Origin of the sequence: Xenorhabdus kozodoii (assembly GCF_002632875.1) — a bacterium.
Taxonomy (GTDB): domain Bacteria; phylum Pseudomonadota; class Gammaproteobacteria; order Enterobacterales; family Enterobacteriaceae; genus Xenorhabdus; species Xenorhabdus kozodoii.
On the sequence record NZ_NJCX01000001.1, the window covers coordinates 259,160 to 277,791 of the forward strand.

An 18,632-nucleotide genomic window follows, 5' to 3' on the forward strand; every position below is an offset into this window, starting at 1 on the left:
ACCGTCACTGGCATGGTTAATGCCGGTGGCTGTGTCACAGTAAACGGCAGATTTCTGCTTCCCAGCGATAGCCCAACCCATAAATGGAACGGATAAAAGATTTATCCCCGTCCAATTGCTCCAGCTTCCTACGCAAGTTTTTAATGTGGCTATCAATAGTACGATCATTCACAATGCGATGATCGTTATAAAGGTTATTCAATAGTTGATCACGGGAAAAAACACGCCCTGGTTGGCTGGATATAATTTTGAGCAGACGGAACTCAACAGGGGTCAGTTCCAGCACCTGTTCAAAATAATGTGCCTGAAATTGGTTTTCATCAATAGTCAGGGAACCTTGTTCAGTGATGATATCTTTCGGGCGGTAGCAACGGCGTAAGATGGTTTTGACTCTGGCAATCATTTCCCGTGGGCTATAAGGTTTGCAGATATAATCGTCAGCCCCAATTTCTAAGCCGAGGAGCCGATCAATTTCTTCCGTTTTCGCTGTCATCATCACAATCGGGATATCTGAAAACTTGCGGATTTCCCGGCAGACCGACAACCCATCAAGACCAGGCAGCATAAGATCAAGCAAGATAATATGGGGATGGTATTTTTGAACATGAGCGATGACTTCATCACCACGTTTGAGCCATTGGGTTTGGTAATCCGCCGATTGTAGATAATCAACCAGCAGTTGCCCCAACTTGGGTTCATCTTCAACGATGAGAACAGTATATTGTATAAGAGGTGTACTCATTGTTTTTCAAGTTCAGACGATTTAGCCAACGGTAATTCCAGGTAAATTTTAATGCCACCTAAAGGTGAGCTCCCCGCGCGAATAAGCCCATCATGGGCTTCAACGATATTATAGCAAATCGCTAACCCAAGCCCTGAACCTCCGCTTGCGCGGTTACGGGACGATTCGCAACGATAAAAACGTTCAAAAACATACTGACATTGTTCAGTCGTCAGTCCCGGTTCACTATCCTGCATATCCAATATCCATTTTTGCTGATCTGAATCTCCACGAATGATCACTTTTCCATACTCGTTAGTGTAACGTAGGCTGTTTTCCAGCAAATTGTGAAATAATTGGGTCAGCCGATTTGGATCGGCAAAGATGACCACATTTTCTTTTAAATTAACTAAGATATCTATTTTTTTATGCACAAAGCGGCCGTGATAATTCGCCACAGAGATTTGCAGTAATTCACTGACATTAACCCGCTCTTTTCTATAGGCCAGTGAGCCACGATTAGACAGGGATAATAAATGCAGATCATCAACCAGTTTTGCCAGGGTAGTCACTTCCGTGAGCAAGGAATGGAGCGTTTCCTGTGTTGGTTTGCGCACGCCATCTTGTAAGGCTTCCAACTCACCACGCAAAACAGAGAGTGGCGTGCGTAATTCATGGGAGATATCGGCCATATAATCACGGCGCATCTGTTCATTTTTTTCCAGCGTACTGGCGAGTTGGTTAAAATCTGATGCCAATTTACCTATTTCATCTTGACTGGATGGCGTGACACGCACACTGAAATCCCCTGCCGCAAGTTTATGCGTACCTTCCACCAGCCGTTTAACGGGTCTTAGAAGACCACGGGAGAGCAGAAAAGTGACGATCAATGCCAATAAGGTGGAAAAACCGATAATTGCCCAACGGGTGAATTGCTGCTGGTGGGCGAAACTAATATCAGCCTGACGAGTAATTTTGTCGGATGTGCTGACAATGACCCAACCGACAATATTATTTTTATGGGTGACTGGCTCGCGATAACTTTCCGCCGGAATATCATTAGAATGTCCTACCAAACGATTCATATGATTATCCACGATCCAAAATTGGGGACGCCAACCATGAGACTTGGTTTTTTGATCGGGATTGTCACCCTGTTCAATCGTACGGATGATTTGAAATATCGCCCGATCATTTTGAGTCAGAAACCGCCAATTGCCATATTGCTGGTATTGTTCCGTCAATGCTTCTGCCAGCCTATTTGCCCTGGTCTGGCTATTTTGCTTGATATAGCCAATAAAACCGTGCTGGAAGCTGAGGTAAATGGCCCAATGCATTGTGACTAATACCAGCATACAGGTGGCAAAAATTGCCAGAAACAATTTACCACTGATGCCCATTCTTAGCCTAAATTTCATTTTGGTTCAGTTACCTAAATCAACGATCAGAAATGGCGCTTATCAGGGATAGTCTTTATCCGAGATAGCCTTGCATAGCGAGAACGCCATTTCTCACGCAGTCGGTCAAAAAACAGATACACGACGGGGGTGGTATATAGGGTGAGAAGTTGGCTTATCACCAGGCCACCAACAATAGTGATCCCCAGCGGGAAACGTAATTCTGCACCGTCCCCATGACTCAGTACCAAAGGTAAAGCACCAAACAGGGCAGAAAGTGTCGTCATCATAATTGGACGGAATCGTAATAAACTGGCCTGAAAAATCGCATCTTGGGCACTGAGATTACCGTTGCGTTGAGCCTCAAGGGCAAAATCCACCATGATAATGGCGTTTTTCTTGACAATACCAATCAACAGCATAATCCCAATCATGGCGATGAGACTAAAGGGTGTATTGAACAGTTCCAGAGCCAGCAAAGCGCCTACGCCCGCAGAAGGCAAGGTAGAAAGGATGGTCAGGGGATGAATGTAGTTCTCATAGAGTATGCCAAGCACCAGGTATACCGTGACGATGGCCGCCAGGATCACCCATAACTGGGAACGTTCACTCTCCTGAAAATCCTGTGCGGTGCCGGCGAAAGAGCTACGTACCGCCGAAGGAACGCCCAGCTCTGTGATGGTTCTTTCTATCGCACTGATTGCATCGGACAGTGTATAGCCTGGTGCCACATCAAAGGCAATGGTCGAAGAAGCTGAAAGATCCTGATGATAAACATCCAATGGTGCATTAGCAGGGTGCCATTGGGCGAAGTAGGAGAGAGGAATACGTTCCCCTTTGCTATTAATCACAAACATTTTCTCCAGCGCACTGGGATCTTGGTTATATTGCGGTGCAACTTCCATGACCACTTTATATTGGTTTAAGGGGGCGTAAATTGTGGAAACCGGGTTCTGTCCAAAAGCATTATTGAGCAAACTATTTGCTTGCGCAACATTGATGCCTAAACGGGCCATCACATCACGATCATAGGTAATCGCTATTTCAGCACCTTTAGCTTCATCATCTTCATCGGCGTTGACTTCCACTAACTGAGGCAATTTTTCCAGTGCTTTTTTGACAATCGGACTCCATTTACGCAGTTCATGAAGATCATCGGATAGCAAATTAAATTGATAAAGCGATTTACCTCCCTGTCCTCCCCCGGTTCTTAGATCCTGGACAGGAACTAAATATAGGCGTGCTCCCGCTTCATTAGTGAGTTGACCTCTTAAGCGGGTGATAATTTGCTGGATACTTTCTTTACGTTCTTTCAATGGCTTGAGGGAAACAAACATAAAGCCGGTATTGATACTATCGCCCCCGGTAAAACCCACAACATTATCCACGGTTGGATCATTATCGATGGCCTGCATAAAGCGCTTCATTTTTTCACGCATGGCCTGAAATGAAATTTTTTGATCAGCAACCACAAATCCCAGCATTTTTCCGGTATCTTGTTGCGGGAAAAACGTTTTTGGAATGCTGATATAGAGCCAGATATTCAGGGCGATGATGCCAACCAAGGCCAGCAACACCCAGCGAGTATGATTAAGTATCCATTTCAATGAACGGGCATAGCCTTGCTGAATTTTCAGCAATACTTTACCGAATCCCCGCGTCTGCTTTTGCTCATTGAGGGGGACAGATTTGAGCAGATGTGCACACATCATTGGGGTTAAGGTCAATGATATTAGCAGTGAAATCCCGATGGCGGTGGCCAGTGTGACCGCAAAATCGCGGAACAATCTACCGAGTAATGCATCGATCAACACGAGGGGAATAAATACTGCAACGAGTGATAAGCTCATCGCCAGCACGGTGAATCCCACTTCCCTGGTTCCCTTGAGGGCAGCTTGCATGGGTTTTAACCCCGCGTTCAGATGGCGGGAGATATTTTCCAGTACCACAATCGCATCATCGACCACAAATCCGGTGGCAATGGTTAATGCCATCAACGAAAGATTGTTGAGACTAAAACCACACAGGTACATGGCGGTAAACGTCCCAATGAGGGAGACCGGAACAGCGATCGCCGGAATCAACGTAGCTCGGCCGGAACGTAAAAACAGGAACACGACCAGAATGACCAGGGCAACGGCAATAGCTAGCGCCCGTTTGACTTCTTGCAGGGAAGCGTGAATAGTCGGCGAGCGATCCTGGGCGACATTTAGCTGAATATTGGCCGGTAAAGAGGCTTGCAGGGCAGGAAATTGATCACGAATACGTTGAACGGTTGAGATAATATTTGCCCCCGTTTCACGGCGGATAATAAGGGCAATGGCCGATTTATTTCCAGACATGCCTGCTGCGCGAATATCTTCAACCGATTTTTTGACATCGGCAACATCCTGCAACCTGACAGGCGCACCATTGTTATAGTGGACAATAAGTGAGCGGTAACTGTCCGGTGTTTTCAATTCATCGTTGGTGTGTAACTGCCAAATCTGATTATTCGAATCAACGTGGCCGGCCGGAAGCCGAACATTGGCGTTGCTGATGGCATGACTGATATCGTTAAGGGAAACACCTTGATTAAACAGTGCATTAGGATTGAGTTCAACACGTATTGCCGGTAATGAGCTTCCGTGGACACTGACTCTGCTGACACCTTCTATCTGAGCGATCTTTTGCGCCAATCGGGTGGAAGCCAGATCATACAGTTGCCCCCCACTATAATCGTCCGAGGTGAGAGTCAAAATCATGATCGGGGGGTCTGACTGATTGGATTTATAATATGTTGGTTTGCTTGGCATGCCGGAAGGCAACAAACTTTGGGCGGCATTGATAGCGGCCTGGACATCCCGTGCTGCGCCATTGATATCCCGATTGAGATCAAATTCCAGATAAATAGAAGACGTTCCCAACGAGCTGGCAGAAAACATCTCTTTTACCCCGGCGATCCGGCCCAATGCGCGTTCCAGCGGGGTCGTTACGGAGGACGCCATCGTTTCTGGGGACGCGCCAGGCATGGAAGCCTGAACCATCATAACGGGAAAATCAACTTGTGGTAGCGGTGACACCGGCAGCAAGACAAAACTGAGCGCACCACACAGAGTGATAGCTAAACTCAGCAATATTGTGGCAACTGGCCGCCGGATAAATAGGGCGAAGAATTTCACAGCGGCTCCTGATGATTAACTGAGGCTTTATCCTGCCTGATTTGATTATCTTTCTTATTATTTCGACAATAGTGTGCTAACCGATCAAAGAGCAGATAAATCACGGGAGTTGTGAACAAGGTTAAGATTTGGCTCATGATCAAGCCTCCCACCATACTGACACCTAAAGGACGGCGCAGCTCTGCCCCTATACCGGTGCTTAACATCAGGGGCAATGCGCCCAATAGTGCTGCCATTGTTGTCATCAATATTGGCCTGAAACGTAACAGACAGGCTTGGTAAATAGCCTCATAGGGGGACATGCCTTTTTCCCGCTCTGCGGCCAGGGCAAAATCGATCATCATGATGGCATTTTTCTTCACAATACCAATCAAGAGAATGATCCCAATAACGGCGATGATATCCAGTTCATAGCCGCCGGCCATCAACGCCAACAGTGCACCAACACCCGCAGTCGGCAAGGTTGACAAGATTGTCACAGGGTGAATAAAACTTTCGTACAAGATCCCCAACACGATATACATAGCAACGACAGCAGCCAAAATCAGCCAAAGGGTATTACTCAGCGCATCCTGAAATGCCAGTGTTGCCCCCTGAAATTGGGTGATGATATCTTTTGGCATTTGGATCGCTTGTTCTGCATCCTTGACGGCGTTGACGGCTTGTTCAAGGGACGCCCCTTTGGCCACATTGAAGGAAAAAGTGGCAGAGGGAAATTGTTGCAGATGGTCGATAGACAAGTTCCCCAGCCGCTGTTCAACAGTTGCAATGGTATTAAGAGAAACCATCTTTCCATCACTACCGGCCAGATAAAGATGGTTTATCGCTTCCAGCCCTGGTGAGTGCTGCGTATCTTGCTCAAGAATAACGCGATACTGATTTGATTGGGTGTAAATAGTCGAAATCAGGCGTTGACCAAAAGCGTTATACAACGCGTTATCCACGGCGGCCATCGAGATCCCAAAACGGCTGGCCATATCCCTGTTCACATTGATATAAGCCACTAATCCCTGATCTTGCCAATTGTTTCCGACATCCACCAATTCTGGTTGCTGTTTCAAGGCATGTTGCAATTTGGGCGCCCAGACAGCGAGTTCATCAAGCGAAGTGGCTTGCAACGTAAACTGGTATTGTGTGCGTGATACCTGGGTATCGATGGTCAAATCTTGTGTTGGCTGCAAATACAACTTGGCGTCGGGGACTTTGGCAATCCGCGCCTGTAGGCGTGGGATCACTTCGTCAATACGATCGTCACGCTGACTGAGAGGCTTCAACGTGATTTGCAGACGTGAATTATTCAATGTTGGATTGTTACCATCGACACCGATAAATGTTGTGACATTATCCACGGCAGGATCTTTGAGTAACAGCGCCGTGACTTGCCGCTGTTTATCTGCCATGGCATTGAATGAAATGGACTGTGGCGCTTCCAGCGTGCCCTGAATTAGTCCATTGTCCTGCAAGGGGAAAAACCCTTTTGGGATCATAATATAGAGTAGGGCGGTCAGCACCAACGTCCCGAATGCAACACCCAGTGTTATCCAGGGGTGATTTAACACCCGTTTCAGGAAGACGGCATATACCGCTATCATGCGTTCAAAGCAGCGTTCACATGCCTGTTCGAAGCGATTATGCTTAATATCGGCTTCGGGTTTCAGCATCCTTGCACACATCATTGGCGTTAGCGTCAATGAGACAACGGCAGAAATTAAAATAGCGACCGCGAGGGTAATGGCGAATTCCCGGAACAGCCGACCCACGATATCCCCCATAAACAGCAAAGGGATCAAAACGGCGATTAGTGAGAAAGTTAGGGAGATAATGGTAAAACCGATCTCTCCCGCCCCTTTTAGCGCTGCCGCCAAGGGTTTTTCTCCCCGTTCAATGTGACGGGAAATATTTTCTATCACCACAATAGCATCATCCACGACAAAGCCGGTTGCGATGGTTAATGCCATTAAGGTGAGGTTATTGACAGAAAAGCCGCAGAAATACATCACGGCAAATGTGCCTACCAGCGAAAGCGGGACGGCAATACTTGGGATCAAGGTTGCCGTGGCGTTACGCAAAAACAGATAGATCACCATGACAACCAGTGCAATAGCCAGCAACAGTTCAAATTGAACATCCTTGACGGAATGGCGGATTGAAACCGTACGATCTGTCAGCATTTCCATATTGACAGATTTAGGCAGGCTATTGATCAATTCTGGCAACATGACGCGGATATTATCCGTAGTCTCAATAACATTGGCGCCAGGCTGGCGCTGAACATTGATGACAATGGCCGGTTTCTCGTTTGCCCAAGCGCCCAATTTGCTATTTTCCACGCCTTGTTCAATGGTGGCGACATCACGCAAGCGGATCGGGGCATCATTTTTATAGGCCACGATTAAATTGCGGTAATCATCGATAGACTTCATCTGATCGTTGGAGGATATCGTGATGGATCGGGTTGGGCCATCAAAGCTGCCTTTTGCCGAATTCACGTTGGCTTTCATGATGGCAGAACGGATCACATCACTGTCTAACCCTTGTGCAGCCGCGGCCTGTGCATTCAATTTCACGCGTACAGCGGGGCGTTGCCCGCCGGCCAAGGTCACCAAACCGACACCACTCACTTGGGAAATACGCTGGGATATGCGGGTTTCCACCATATCTTGCACCTGACTCATCGGCAGGGCGTCAGAGGTGACGGCTAGCGTCAATATCGGGGGATCAGCCGGATTGACTTTGCTGTAAATGGGTGGGTAAGGCAGATCATCAGGCAATAGATTACTGGCTGAATTGATTGCTGCCTGGACATCTTGCTCAGCCACATCCAAGGGCAGTGAGAGCTGGAATACCAGCGTGATAACAGAAGCCCCACCAGAACTTCTGGATAACATTTGCTTTAAGCCGGACATCTGACCAAACCGGCGTTCTAACGGTGCAGTTACCGCGGAGGTCATGACATCTGGATTGGCACCAGGATACAGGGTCACCACTTGAATTGTTGGGTAATCCACTTGCGGCAGTGCAGAAACTGGTAGCATCCGGTAACCCATTAGCCCAGCCAGCAAGATCGCAATCATAAACAGTGTCGTGGCAACAGGACGCAAGATAAACAGGCGGGATGGCCCTCCGCCTGTCATTGGAGAATGAGATTGCATCAGGAATTCTCCGCTTTACCGTTTGATTGCCCGGAATTTTTCTTATTTTGATCCGCGTCGAGTGTTTCAATTGCCAGGGGTTTAACAATTTCAACCGTGGCACCTTCAGTCAGGTTGTCAATGCCATCAGTGACAACGCGTTCGCCTGCTGACAGACCACTATTGATGACCACCGATTGATTATCTTGCAAGCCGGCAATCACCTTATGTTTGCTGACCTTATTGGCTTTATCCACTTTCCAGACGAAATTACCGCTATTTCCGATTTGTAATCCAGCCGAGGGGATCACAACAACATCGCTCAATGTATTGACTTTCATCTGGATATTGACGAATTGATTAGGGAATAACACATTATCTTGGTTATTAAACTGGGCTTTCAGCTTGATGGTGCCAGTAGTAACATCGATCAGGTTATCGATACTGGTTAATGTTCCTTGCGCCAATGGCTGCTGATTATTGCGATCCCACGCACTGACGGCCACATTTTTGTGATCTTTTTGGGCCTTTAACACGGCAGAGATATCGTTTTCAGGCAGGGAAAACAGGACATCTATGGGGTCAACTTGCGTAATAACCACAATGGCCGTTGTTCCTCCACCCGATACGTGGTTGCCGACATCAATGCGTTTTAACCCGACGCGACCGGAAATCGGCGCAGTGATACGGCTGTATGCCAATTGCAGTTTGGCTTCATCGATATCTGCCTGATCGGCTTGTAAGCTGGCTTCACTCTGGCGAACTAAAGCGATTTGCTTATCCAAATCTTGCTGAGAGATAAGTTTACTTTTCGCCAATTGCTGAAAGCGGAGCAAATCTTGCTTAGCGTTAGCCAATGTGGCTTGATCCCTGGCATATTGTCCTTGCACTTTTGCCAGCTTGACCTTTAGGGGACGGGGATCGATTTCCGCCAGCAGATCATCTTTTTTGACGTATTGGCCTTCATTGAAATGCAGGGCTATTAGCTGCCCTTCCACTTGGCTAGTGACCGTGACCGTATTTGCCGCCAGAACCGTTCCTAATCCGCCTAAATAATGGGGTACAGATTTGATTTCAGCCGTCGCGACTTGCACCGGTGGTTGAACGGTGTGAGGTAAACGCTGTTTTGATCCTGAATGTTGAGAACCACCGACGGGTGAAGGCGTGTAGAAGTATTTCCACGCAAAGAAAACTGCCCCGACGATCACGGCTAGCACCGCAGCGAATCGGAGAAAATAGGCACGGCTTTTGTTATTCATTTGTTCGACATTCTCTTAATGTTGTGGCGTTAGCCAATCATGTAGCATCTTCTTCCAGACGAGATGCAAGAATATATTATTAGTGTAACCAACAAGAATTCGTCAATAATGAAGAAAATATGGAGGTTATGTCAAAAAGATAATGTTTCTGGTCGTGATTTTCATGGGATTTGTGATGGGGTATCCAATGGGTCATAGGGAATTCTGTTATGCAGAAACAGAATATCCTCTTTGTGGTTGATGATGAAGCACTAAGAGGATAAGTCAGGATAGAAAACTAATTGATGTCAAGTAAAAGTTACAGAGTGGTAAAATTTTACAGTAGTATAAAGGATAGGCTTCACTGGTCTAGCGATGGTAGGTAATATGAAAAAATTAACAATGGTCTGCATCATGTTTTTCTTTTTATGCGGATTTACTTTGGCGTCAGACAATATTATTCCAAAAGATTTGCAAGAGTATATAGATAATGCAGAAGACTGCCAACATTTTGCCGGTGAATGGGATAGTCATTTGTCTGATGAACGCAAGAAAGAAATAGAAAATGATATTGAACAATATTGTACGAAAGCAAAATTGTTACAGAATAAACTTAAGGAAAAATATAAAAAAGATACTCGAAAAATAGAAATAATAGAGAATTATGATATTTAATCGGGGGTGATGTTATGTTTATTTTTATCACGCTTTTTTACATAACAATTTGAATTTAAAGATATAAAACGCATCTTGAAAGGCGACTGGTATATTATTTGTCGTCACCATATGGCAGGAACATCGGGTTATAGTGTTTGGGATGACAGGATGTATTAATTCATTGAGAAAACGCCGATTGAATTATCGGCGTTACTGTAAACTGAATTAAACCAAAAATAACGTTGCCAGCCCCAGAAAAATAAAGAACCCGCCAGTATCTGTAATGGCGGTAATCATCACACTGGAGCCGATGGCCGGATCTCTTCCCAATTTCATCATAATAAACGGGATTAAGACGCCCATCAGCGCGGCCATCAGTAGGTTCAATGTCATTGCCATTGTCATGACTCCCCCCATGGCAAGATCGCCATAGAGCAGATAAGTGATAACCCCCATGAGCCCGCCCCAGATAATGCCGTTGATAAAAGCAACCCCAAATTCTCTTAATAGCAGATAGGAAAAACTGCCTGTCTGGATTTGATGGAGCGCGAATGCACGGACGATCATAGTAATGGTCTGGTTACCGGTATTGCCACCAATGCCGGCTACGATGGGCATCAAGGTTGCAAGGGCAACGAGTTGGGAAATGGTATGCTCAAAGAGTCCGATGACCCGTGATGCCACAAACGCAGTACACAAATTGATGGCAAGCCATGTCCAGCGGGTTTTGACGGCCTGACCGACAGGGGCAAAAACATCTTCTTCGCGGCTTAAGCCTCCCATTCGACGAATATTGGTATCCGTTTCTTCACTTAAGGTATCAACAATATCTTCAACCGTCAGGCGTCCCATCAGGCGCCCGTTATTGTCCACCACGGCGGCAGAAATCAAGTCATAACGTTCAAATGCACTGGCGGCATCTTCACCTTTTTGCTCTGGCAGGAAAGTCACGGTATCCGTATTCATGACTTCGGAAACTAACTTATCCGGTACGTTGATCAACAAAGTGGTGAGGAGAAGCTCTCCCTGTAGGCGGTTCTTGCGGTCAATAACAAAAATTTTATCGGTGGCTTCAGGGATCGTGCCCCTGGAACGTAAAAAACGTTGAACGGCGCTGAGTGTCACGTTGGCTCTTACTGTGACTAACTCGAAATCCATCATTTGGCCGATACTGTCTTTATGGTACTGCAAGACTTCCCGGATCCGATTGCGTTGGCTCGGCTCCAGATAGGTCAGTAAGCGGCGGGTGGTATCACGGGGAAGATGTTCTGCAATATAAGCTTGTTCATCTACGTGCAGCTTACCGATGGCGCGTAACAACTCAACGTCCGTCATGTCCTTGATCAGGTTATCCCAAACGGGAATAGAGGCTTCTACCAACACCTCACCGCGCTGGTTATTGTCGATCAGACGCCATAAGGCAAGACGTTCATCATAAGGTAAGGCTTCCAGTATGTCGGCAATATCGGCAGCATGCAGGTTGACCAGTAACGCACTGACTTCCTCCATTTTTTCCAATAACTGTTCGTCACTGATAGCTGAATGTTCATCAGCTTGACCCAATAGTGTATCGACAAATCGTTTATCGTGGATGAATAGGGAAAGCAGACGTTGACGAATATGTGCCAGTTTTTGGGAATGTTGGCTGGCAATCGTTGAATTATCAGGTGTAAAGACCGATTGTGACATGGTGCACCTTTAAGGCAGAAAATAGGGCAAAAAACCGGCGTTAGCAATAATATTGCCATAAATTTGAGAACTATAGGGTATTATATTCTGTTTTCTGGCGAGTGAGAGATTTCACCGATGTTGCTGTGTTTGCTGGTGATACTCCAATGCGGCCATAAATGAATAGATAAAACGGCCAAATAAAATTAAGAAGCTGATAAACAGCACCAATTTTATCATTTGGACCGTTTTCTTGTTTTTTTTCATAATGAAATATCGTTAAGTCGATTCCTCTTGAATGTATAAGTTCCAGCCAGTCACATCATTCCAGTAGTTTTGCTCCTGCTCGAGATCGAGCAACACCAGGGCATTGTGCTTTAAATAGTTTTTGGGTAAGTAGAGCGTCCAATGACCATGATCGGTTTCCAGCCTCAGGGTATCCGGTGTCGTAGTGGATTGGCGTTGATTATTTAACAAGGTGGCCAATCGTAATATCTTCAGCATGGGAAGATACTGTTTTTTCTTAAACAGATAAAAACGGGGATGCTCATGCACTTTAATTGACTTACGGTGGTAACGTACCAGTGTTGCCAGCAACGATTGCTGTTCCTGGGTGAACCCAGGTAGATCGGTATGTTGCAGGATATAAGCGGAATGCCGTTGCAACCCATTTAGATTAATGCTTAAACCCACTTCATGCAACATGGCTGCCCACAGTAGGATCGATTCCAGTTGTGGATGTACGCGTTTGGGATTTTGCTCCGACCATTGACCATACAGGCTGTTGGCCGTATTCCAGACACGGTTTGCTTGTTCCCGATCGATATTATAGTGTTCGGCAAGGCTTTTGGCGGTTCGTTGACGAATATCCTGATGGCGGAAACGATCTTCCATTTCGTAAAGTACACCTTCCCGCAATGCGCCGTGGGATAAGCGTAGTTCCTGAATATGTAAGGCATCGAAAATACCGCACAAGATTGCTAATCCGGGAACGAACGTTTGCTTGCGATCATTGGATAACCCAGGCAATACCAGGGCATTGAAATTTTTGTATTTCAGGACACGTTTCATCAACATGTTTAAACGCTCAGGGGTAATCAGGCCATCTTTTTCACCCAGCTCGACCAACAGTTCGTGTATTGCCTTGATCGTTCCCGACGCACCTAGGGCAAAATCCCAGCCTTTTGTCCGAAATAGCCAGACGAGATTCTCCAGTTTTTGTGCCGCCTGAAGCCGTGCCTTGCGAAAATTATGCTCATTAATGACTCCGTCAGGAAAGAATTGGCGGGAAAAACTGACACAACCCATACGGCGGCTTTCAATCAACAGCGGTTCGAAGTCTTCACCAATAACCAATTCCGTGGAGCCTCCGCCAATATCAATCACCAATTTTCGGCCTTTTTCCGGTTGGGTGTGTTCAACGCCCATAAAAATCAGGCGAGCTTCTTCATGACCAGAAATAATTTCAATGGGATAGGGAATGACTTCTTTTGCCCGTTTCAGAAATTCTTGTACGTTGGTGGCTTCACGTAAACTGTGTGTTCCCACCAAGCAGACATTATCTGCGGAAAAACCCTGCAACCGTTCTGCAAACAGGGCAAGGCAATTCAGGCCGCGGTTTATGGCTTCTTCGCTTAATTCATTTTTATTGTTTAAGCCATCGGCAAGGTATACCCGTTGCTTTAAACGACCAATAACCTGTAGCGCGCCGTTGACAATGCGGGCGATGACCATATGAAAGCTATTGGAGCCCAAATCAATCGTGGCAATTTCTTGGGGCTTGGGCATGGGAGTGTCGTGTTTCAACGGCATAGATCAGGCTCTTGGTTCCGGTTGTTCGAGGTTTTTCAAATAATCATAAACAGCAAGCTGCGCGCGGATTTTACGCCTATTTCCTCGTGGAACATAGCGATTGCTCAATTCCTTATCAATATAGCGTGATTTGACGGTATCACTGAATTGCAGTTCAAGGATATCCATAACGTGTTGTTTTAACATCGGGTCAAGCAGACAAACTGCCACCTCAATGCGATAGTCAATGTTACGGGTCATCCAATCGGCGGAAGAAAGGAAAACTTTTTCATTGCCTTTGTTGGTGAAAACATAAACGCGATCGTGTTCCAGAAAACGATCCACAATACTGGTGACTTGAATGTTTTCACTAAAACCGGGTTGATTAGGCACCAAAGAGCACATGCCGCGTACAAGAATGCGGATCTTAACGCCAGCTTCAGAAGCATCATACAGGCGATCGATCAATTCCTTGTCTGCAAGGTTATTGATTTTCAACGTGATACCTGCCAATTCACCCGCCTGGGCATTTTTGATTTCTTGGCTGATCAGCCGATTGAGCATAGCCCGTGAATTTTGCGGCGATACCATTAAATTATCAAATGTGACAGGCCGATAAGGATTTTCAATGAAGTTAAACACGCGGCGAACTTCATTGGTGACTTCGGGTTTGGCCGTCAGCAGAGAATAGTCAGTATAGAGGCGCGCGGTTTTTTCGTTAAAGTTTCCCGTGCCAATGTGGGCATAGCGAATAATTTCTTCCCCTTCCAGACGCGAAATGATGAAGAGTTTGGCGTGAATTTTTAAACCAGGGGCGGAGAAGATAACATGGACACCGGCTTCGGTGAGGCGTTTCGCCCAATGAATATTGGCTTCTTCGTCAAAACGTGCCTGTAACTCCACCACAACGGTTACTTTCTTGCCGTTGTATGCGGCATGGATCATGGAGTCAATAATGCGTGAGTCTTTTGCGACGCGGTAGATATTAATCTTGATCGAGAGCACGCTGGGATCGAAAGAAGCCTGACGCAGCAATTCCAGCACATGTTCGAATGTGTGATAAGGATAATAGAGCAGGACATCCCTTTCACGGATCGCGTCGAACCCATTGCGGAAATGCTCAAACCAGGTATGGCGCAACCGCGGTACGGGTTTATTCAGTAAATGCCGATTTCCTTCATTGGGAAATTTGATGAAATCTTTAAAGTTATGATAACGGCCACCGGCAATCACCGAGTCATCATTGGATAATCCCAGCTTGCTGCGCAGAAGTTCAACCATTTCATCAGGCATATCGCGCTGATAGGCAAACCGGACGGGTTCCGCCGTCAGCCTTTGTTTCAGCGTGGAAGACATCAGTTCCAGCAGACTGGATTCCATCTCCGTTGCTAAATCATATTCGGAATCGCGGGTCATTTTCATCGAATAGACGTTCAAGGTATCGTAATCGAAGAACCCCTTGAAAATTTCATCCAGCGTGTAGCGCAGAATATTGTCAAGCAATATCATTGATTTGCGTTTTTTCGGCATCTCCGGGGGGAGGTTGACGAAACGCGGGACTTTATCTGATGGAATTTCCAACAACGCATATTGCGTTTCTTGCCCCTGAATAATTTCAACGGCCAAATAGGTATAATCATCCTTGAGAAACTCAACCAGATTTGTTTCTGAGTTGATGACGATGGGGGTGATATGTGGCCGCAAATGCTGGCGAAAATATTGCCGCAGCCAGATTTGTTGATTTGGGGATATCTGCCGTTCATTGATCAAGAAAATCTGATTACGCGCCATTTCCAGCAATAAATCATTATAGAGGGCATCGAACTCCTGATCGATTTTGGCAACCTTGGCCTGGATCTTTTTCAACAATTGGCGAGCGGTAGTGGCTGAACCCCGTTCTTCACTGATAAGAATGCGTCGTTTTACATCGGCAAAACGCACTTTATAAAACTCATCTAAATTATTGGAGTAGATCCCTAAAAACCTCATTCTTTCAATCAACGGATTACTTTTATCAGCCGCTTCCTGAAGTACACGTTCGTTGAAAGAGAGCCAGCTAAGTTCTTTCTCGGTATAAAGACGATCGTGGGACATGACTACTCCTTGCTACTCCATTGGGTTTGCCACTGAGTTTAATGGGTGGTGTTTAATGAGTCGATGTATTGATTTGGGCTTTATTGGCGAAATAGTGGTGCTGGAAAGTGCACATCCTAATAGCGGTATGATAAGAGCCGTTGACAAAAAATTCATCGATTAATTCACCCTCAGTATAGAATCCCAATTTATTGTATATATGAATGGCTTTCGTATTCTCTTTATCAACAATCAGATACAGCTTGTAAAGATTTAAGACAGCAAAAGCGTATTCCATCGCAAGTTTGACAACCACCTCTGCATACCCTTGCCCTTGGTAGGCTGGTGCGATGATGATCTGAAATTCTGCACGACGGTGGATATAATCAATCTCGACTAATTCGACTAATCCCACTTTAGAATTCCGGCTTTCGATGATAAAACGGCGCTCACTTTGGTCATGAATATGCTTGTCATAGAGATCGCATAATTCCACAAACGCTTCGTAAGGCTCTTCAAACCAGTAACGCATAACACTGGCGTTATTATCGAGTTGATGAACAAAAGGGAGATCTTCCCGTTCAAGAGGACGTAAGTTTACCGATGGACTTTCTGAACCACTGGACATTGGCTACCTCAGTGTTTTTTTTATTGAAATCTGTAGGGTGTAAATATATTTGATATTAAATAATATTCGAGCAAATAATGATTGCCGGATTAATATTTTTTATATAGGTAAATGGCTAAAATTTTCGTGGGTAGAAAATAAATTATTCCAAGATAGCAACTTACAGCAAAGTCTCACTGAAATATAGCACTTAAAAAATATTATAACAAAATCCGCTAACACAAAGCTGTAAGTTGAAGTCTGCTAATAAAAGTTATTCCGATGCGTAACCTTGTGGGGGAAGAACGTTGCCATCCATAATCGCAGTACCACCTTCCATGACCAAACGTTGGTTTAAAAACCAGCCGATGACCAAAGGATAAATATTGTGTTCTTGGCTCTGTACCCGCTTGATAACATCCTCTTCTTTATCGCCCTCAAAAATGGGCACCTTAGCCTGTAAAATAATCGGTCCTCCATCTAACTCTTCAGTCACGAAATGGACGGAAGTGCCATGTTCTTGATCACCGTTTTCAATGGCTTTTCGATGGGTATGCAGGCCCGGATATTTGGGCAAGAGAGAAGGGTGAATATTGAGCAGGCATCCATGATAGTGCTGTACAAATTCGGGCGATAAGATCCTCATGTAACCCGCTAAAACCACGACATCGGGAGCATATTGATCAATGGCTTTGAACAGGGCGACATCATAACTTGTCCGATCCGCATAGGCTTTTGGGTTGATAAAGTGAGCAGGGATATCTGCCTGTTTAGCACGTTGCAACCCATAGGCATTAGCATTATTACTGAAAACGGCAACAACATGTCCATTAATTCGGTTTTGTTGGCAGGCGTCTATGATGGATTGCAGGTTACTGCCAGCGCCGGAGACTAAGACGACAATTTTTTTCATAATCGGTTTTCACTGAAGAAATTCATTGGCTGATATGCCCCTCATTTTTTCAAGTTACAGCCTTATTGGCTGTAACTTGAAATCAATCAGACGAAATATTTATTTTGTAATCGCTTATCTTCTGACATTTATTTTGTAATCACTACAGGTTGCTCGCCAGTATGAAGTTCAGCAATTGTACCAATTTGCCATGCTTGTTCGCCTGACGCAGTCAAATGCGAAATCGCCAGCTCTACCTGAGATTGGGGAAGTGCGATTATCATACCGACACCACAGTTAAATGTGCGATACATTTCGTGTTCGCTGACGTTACCGGCTTGCTGTAACCAGGTAAAGATTGCCGGCCACTGCCAACTGTCAGCGTTGATTTTGGCTTGCATGTTTGCTGGCAGAACACGAGGAATATTTTCCCAGAAGCCGCCGCCAGTCAGATGTGAAATCGCATGAACATCAACTTTTTCAATCAGTTCAAGAATGGCTTTGACGTAAATTTGGGTTGGGGCAAGTAAGTGATCTGCAAGCGGTTTTCCTTCAAGCTCGGTCGTTTCTGGATTTGCCTGGCTCACCTCAAGAATTTTTCGGATCAAAGAATAGCCATTGGAGTGTGGCCCGCTGGATGCAAGTGCAATCAGGGCATCACCAGCCTGAACCTGGCTGCCGTCAATAATGGCCGATTTTTCCACGACACCGACGCAAAAACCTGCGACATCATAATCTTCACCATGATACATGCCCGGCATTTCTGCGGTTTCACCACCGACTAATGCACAGCCCGCTTGTTTGCAGCCTTCTGCTATGCCCGTGATCACACTGGCGGCGGTATCGACATCCAGTTTGCCGGTGGCATAGTAATCAAGAAAGAAAAGCGGTTCGGCTCCCTGCACAACCAGATCATTGACACACATGGCAACCAAATCAATGCCGATCGTATCATGGCGCTTCAAATCCATGGCCAGACGCAGTTTGGTCCCAACGCCATCTGTACCGGAAACCAATACCGGTTCACGATATTTCTGTGGCAGGGCACATAATGCACCGAAACCACCTAATCCTCCCATCACTTCGGGGCGACGGGTCTGTTTTACGACACCTTTAATTCGGTTGACTAAGGCGTTACCAGCATCAATATCGACACCAGCATCTTTATAGCTAAGAGAGGTTTTGTTGGTCACTGCGTAGCTCCCAGGCGGTTGCATTTTTATGAATAAAACAGAACGGCGACAATTCTAACAGTCTAAGCAAACGTTTGCGATAGCTTTATATCGGTTTCCTGTT

Annotated in this window: 12 protein-coding genes; 1 reads left to right on the forward strand and 11 read right to left on the reverse strand. The window is 45.7% G+C overall.

Going from position 1 to position 18,632, the window contains the following annotated elements; translation table 11 throughout:
* Nucleotides 1-34: 34 nt before the first annotated feature.
* The 5 genes from baeR to Xkoz_RS01140 are packed head-to-tail and all read right to left on the reverse strand — an operon-like array spanning nucleotide 35 to nucleotide 9,669.
* Complete coding sequence (baeR, locus tag Xkoz_RS01120; RefSeq protein ID WP_099140363.1) at nucleotides 35-742, reverse strand: envelope stress response regulator BaeR; 708 nt, start codon at nucleotides 740-742, stop codon at nucleotides 35-37.
* Nucleotides 739-2,139, reverse strand: a complete 1,401-nt coding sequence (baeS, locus tag Xkoz_RS01125; RefSeq protein WP_099140364.1) for an envelope stress sensor histidine kinase BaeS — start codon at nucleotides 2,137-2,139, stop codon at nucleotides 739-741. Before baeS ends, baeR begins: the two co-directional genes overlap by 4 nt.
* A 26-nt stretch (nucleotides 2,140-2,165) precedes the next feature.
* Entirely contained in the window at nucleotides 2,166-5,279 is a 3,114-nt protein-coding gene (gene mdtC / locus Xkoz_RS01130; protein ID WP_099140365.1) for a multidrug efflux RND transporter permease subunit MdtC, read from the reverse strand.
* A complete protein-coding gene (locus Xkoz_RS01135) occupies nucleotides 5,276-8,431 on the reverse strand; it encodes an MdtB/MuxB family multidrug efflux RND transporter permease subunit (protein ID WP_099140366.1) in 3,156 nt (1,051 codons plus the stop codon). Before Xkoz_RS01135 ends, mdtC begins: the two co-directional genes overlap by 4 nt.
* Complete coding sequence (locus tag Xkoz_RS01140; RefSeq protein ID WP_099140367.1) at nucleotides 8,431-9,669, reverse strand: MdtA/MuxA family multidrug efflux RND transporter periplasmic adaptor subunit; 1,239 nt, start codon at nucleotides 9,667-9,669, stop codon at nucleotides 8,431-8,433. Before Xkoz_RS01140 ends, Xkoz_RS01135 begins: the two co-directional genes overlap by 1 nt.
* Nucleotides 9,670-10,035: 366 nt before the next feature.
* On the opposite strand from Xkoz_RS01140, the gene Xkoz_RS01145 reads away from it, so the two are divergent.
* On the forward strand, nucleotides 10,036-10,323 hold the full coding sequence (locus Xkoz_RS01145) for a hypothetical protein (RefSeq protein WP_099140368.1): 288 nt from the start codon (nucleotides 10,036-10,038) through the stop codon (nucleotides 10,321-10,323).
* 207 nt (nucleotides 10,324-10,530) lie between these two features.
* On the opposite strand, the gene mgtE is transcribed toward Xkoz_RS01145, so the two are convergent.
* The 6 genes from mgtE to purM form a co-directional block, all read right to left on the reverse strand.
* A complete protein-coding gene (mgtE, locus tag Xkoz_RS01150; RefSeq protein WP_099140369.1) occupies nucleotides 10,531-11,994 on the reverse strand; it encodes a magnesium transporter in 1,464 nt (487 codons plus the stop codon).
* A 258-nt stretch (nucleotides 11,995-12,252) separates the two neighbouring features.
* The gene (ppx, locus tag Xkoz_RS01160; protein WP_099140371.1) at nucleotides 12,253-13,785 is read right to left on the reverse strand and encodes an exopolyphosphatase; all 1,533 of its coding nucleotides are present in this window, start codon (nucleotides 13,783-13,785) and stop codon (nucleotides 12,253-12,255) included.
* Between the two features lie 3 nt (nucleotides 13,786-13,788).
* Nucleotides 13,789-15,858: a polyphosphate kinase 1 gene (ppk1, locus tag Xkoz_RS01165; protein WP_099140372.1), complete on the reverse strand. Its 2,070-nt coding sequence runs from the start codon at nucleotides 15,856-15,858 to the stop codon at nucleotides 13,789-13,791.
* Nucleotides 15,859-15,910: 52 nt separating this feature from the next.
* Nucleotides 15,911-16,465 (reverse strand): spermidine N1-acetyltransferase, encoded by a 555-nt coding sequence (gene speG / locus Xkoz_RS01170; RefSeq protein WP_099140373.1) that lies wholly within the window; start codon nucleotides 16,463-16,465, stop codon nucleotides 15,911-15,913.
* A 253-nt stretch (nucleotides 16,466-16,718) separates the two neighbouring features.
* Nucleotides 16,719-17,357 (reverse strand): phosphoribosylglycinamide formyltransferase, encoded by a 639-nt coding sequence (gene purN / locus Xkoz_RS01175; RefSeq protein WP_099140374.1) that lies wholly within the window; start codon nucleotides 17,355-17,357, stop codon nucleotides 16,719-16,721.
* Between the two features lie 128 nt (nucleotides 17,358-17,485).
* Nucleotides 17,486-18,529 (reverse strand): phosphoribosylformylglycinamidine cyclo-ligase, encoded by a 1,044-nt coding sequence (purM, locus tag Xkoz_RS01180; protein ID WP_099140375.1) that lies wholly within the window; start codon nucleotides 18,527-18,529, stop codon nucleotides 17,486-17,488.
* Nucleotides 18,530-18,632 lie beyond the last annotated feature (103 nt).